Raw genomic sequence first — 2,674 nt, 5'->3', positions numbered from 1 at the left:
CCCCCTTGCGGCGCGCACGACGACCGCGTCCCGCCAACCGATCACGCTGCCGCAGAAGAACGTGCAGGTGCTGGTCTCGACCTACGACATCGCGCCGGGCGCGACCTTGCCGGTCCACAGGCACCCTTTCCCGCGCTATGCCTATGTCCAGGCCGGCACGCTGAAGGTCACCAATGTCGAGACCGGCGACAGCAACACCTACAAGGCCGGCGATTTCATCATCGAAATGATCGGCCAGTGGCATCAGGCCACCAATATCGGTGATATCGAGGTGAAGCTTCTGGTGATCGATCAGGTCGAGCAAGGCGCCAAGAACACGGAATTGCGCCAATAACCGCGAAGTCCGTGCCCGGCGCGAAAGTCTGTTCGCGCTTTCGCAGCAACCGGCGCGGTGGTAGGGCTGGCCGGGAAATCATGGAATGGATCGCCCCTTGACCAAAGCTCTCCGCCTGCCGCTGATCGAAATCTGTGTCGAAGGCATTGACGGCCTTCTCGCGGCGCAAGCCGCCGGCGCCGACCGGATCGAACTGTGCGCCAGCCTCGTCGAAGGCGGCATCACGCCAAGCCTCGGCACGATCCGCGCCGCCATCGAGCAGGCAAACGTGCCGTTTCACGTCATGGTGCGGCCGCGCGGCGGCGATTTTCTCTACAGTGCGACGGAATATGCCTCGATGCTGGCAGATGTCTCGGCACTGCGCGAACTCGGCGTGCCCGGCGTGGTGTTTGGCTGCCTGAACGCCGATGGCACCATGGACGAGGCGCGCATGAGCGAACTGACGCAGGCCGCCGGCCCCTTGAACGTCACCTGCCATCGCGCCTTCGACATGACGCGCGAGCCGGCCGAGGCGCTCGAATCGCTGATCCGCAGCAAGGTCGGCCGCGTGCTGACCAGCGGCCAGCGTGACACTGCCATCGAAGGCTTGCCGCTGTTGGCGGATCTGGTGCGGCAGGCCGGCGACCGCATCGTCATCCTCGGCTGCGGCGGACTGGATTTGCACAACATTGCCGAAGTGCGCAGCAGAACCGGCCTGTCCGAAATGCATTTTGCCGCCCTCAAGGATGTGCCGAGTGCCATGGACTACCGCAATCCCCATGTCGGCATGGGTGGTTCCGATCTCGATCGCGAGTACCGCAACACGCTGACCGACACAGCGCTGGTGGCGGCAACGATCGCGGCAGCCAAGGCATGACCTCGAGCCCTGCCCCGATAGCCCGTGTATCGGCCCAAGACGAAGCGGCGATCCTGGCGCTCAACAACGAGCATGCCGCCGAACTGTCGTGGCTGGAGGCTGAGCGGCTGTCCTTCCTGCTTGGCGAAGCATTTTACACCAGGCGCATCGGCGATCTCGAAGCCTTCATCATGACCTTCGACCAGGATGCCCGCTACGACAGCCCGAATTTCCTGTGGTTCCGCGAGCGCTATGAGCGCTTCGTCTATGTCGACCGGGTCGTCGTGGCGGCGCACGCACGCGGCCGCGGCCACGCCCGCCGGCTCTATCAGGACCTGTTCGGCCATGTTGAGCGCGCCGGCCACACGCTGGTCACCTGCGAAGTCAACACCGCCCCGCCGAACCCCGCCTCGGATGCCTTTCACGCTGCGCTCGGCTTCGTCGAGGCCGGCGACGCCGTTATCCATGGCGGCAAGAAAGCGGTGCGCTATTACGTCAGGCAGATCAGCGCCTGACAGACCAGGCAGATCCGCGCACGAAGATGAGGACTACTGGAACAGGGCTGTCGCACTCACCAGCGTCATCCAGAACCCCCAGACCAACGGGATGCCGACCAGCAGCCAGGCCAGCGTGAGTTTGATCGAATTCTCGTTGTCTTGCGCCATGGTCGGTCTCCTCAGAGCTGATCCCGAAAAGTGGACTCCGGTTTTCGGAAAAGATCATGCTCAAACAATAAGATAGAGCCCATCCCGATTCTATCGGGATGGAACTGACTCTAAGCCACCGCTGGTTCGGTCTTCATGTGGAAGCGCGCATTGACGGGCCGCATCATCAGGTTGAGCAGGAGGCCGACAACCAGCAGGCCGGCCATGATGTACATGGTGACCGTGTAGGCGTCGGCCTTCGCAACGCCGCTGTCGATCTGGTACTGCCGGATATAATTCACCAGCACCGGGCCAAGCACGCCCGCCACCGACCACGCGGTCAGCAATCGGCCGTGGATGGCGCCGACGTAACGCACGCCGAAGACGTCGCGCAGGTAAGCGGGAATGGTGGCGAAGCCGCCGCCATACATGCTGAGGATGATCCCGTAGAACAGCACGAACAGGAAAACGCTGCCGGTCTGGCCGGTCCACGGCACCGCCGCATAGAGGACGACACCCAGCGCGAAGAAGATGGCATAAGTTGTCTTGCGGCCGATATAATCGCTGGTCGAGGCCCAGAAGAAGCGGCCGAGCATGTTGAAGATCGACAGCAGGCCGACGAAGCCGGCGGCAGCGGCAGGCGTGATGCGTCCCGGAAACATCTCCTGGCTCATCGCCGAGGCCTGGCCGAGCACGCCGATCCCTGCCGTCACATTAAGGCACAGCACGCCCCACAGCAGCCAGAACTGCGGCGTCTTCAACGCATCGTCGAGATGGACATTGGACGTCGTCACCATCGCATTCTGTGCCGCCGGCGGCGTCCATCCGGCAGGCCTCCAGCCCTCCGGCGGCACCCTGACG

At 63.5% G+C, this 2,674-nt stretch carries 4 protein-coding genes; 3 read left to right on the top strand and 1 reads right to left on the bottom strand.

The genetic code is table 11. The features are described from left to right. The 3 genes from EOA22_RS30250 to EOA22_RS30240 all read left to right on the top strand — a co-directional run. The coding region (locus tag EOA22_RS30250) for a cupin domain-containing protein (RefSeq protein ID WP_164756020.1) at positions 1-334 on the top strand (334 nt) is incomplete at its 5' end. Between the two features lie 85 nt (positions 335-419). Beyond that, positions 420-1,190, top strand: coding sequence for a copper homeostasis protein CutC (locus EOA22_RS30245; RefSeq protein WP_063168153.1), 771 nt, complete (start codon positions 420-422; stop codon positions 1,188-1,190). Beyond that, a complete protein-coding gene (locus EOA22_RS30240; RefSeq protein ID WP_063168154.1) occupies positions 1,187-1,684 on the top strand; it encodes a GNAT family N-acetyltransferase in 498 nt (165 codons plus the stop codon). The genes EOA22_RS30245 and EOA22_RS30240 overlap by 4 nt, the downstream gene beginning before the upstream one ends. A gap of 260 nt (positions 1,685-1,944) precedes the next feature. On the opposite strand, the gene EOA22_RS30230 is transcribed toward EOA22_RS30240, so the two are convergent. After that, positions 1,945-2,674 (bottom strand): MFS transporter (locus tag EOA22_RS30230; protein WP_127390460.1); only part of this gene is annotated, 730 nt, incomplete at its 5' end.

The organism is Mesorhizobium sp. M7A.F.Ca.US.014.04.1.1 (genome assembly GCF_003998745.1).
Classification (GTDB): domain Bacteria; phylum Pseudomonadota; class Alphaproteobacteria; order Rhizobiales; family Rhizobiaceae; genus Mesorhizobium; species Mesorhizobium ciceri.
The sequence above is the reverse complement of the archived record's forward strand: the minus strand, read 5'-3'. Positions and strand labels throughout refer to the sequence as shown.

Bases quoted from the DNA above. Each gene is read 5' to 3' on its own strand.
- EOA22_RS30245 (WP_063168153.1), top strand. From the start codon at position 420: ATGGATCGCCCCTTGACCAAAGCTCTCCGCCTGCCGCTGATCGAAATC.
- EOA22_RS30240 (WP_063168154.1), top strand. From the start codon at position 1,187: ATGACCTCGAGCCCTGCCCCGATAGCCCGTGTATCGGCCCAAGACGAA.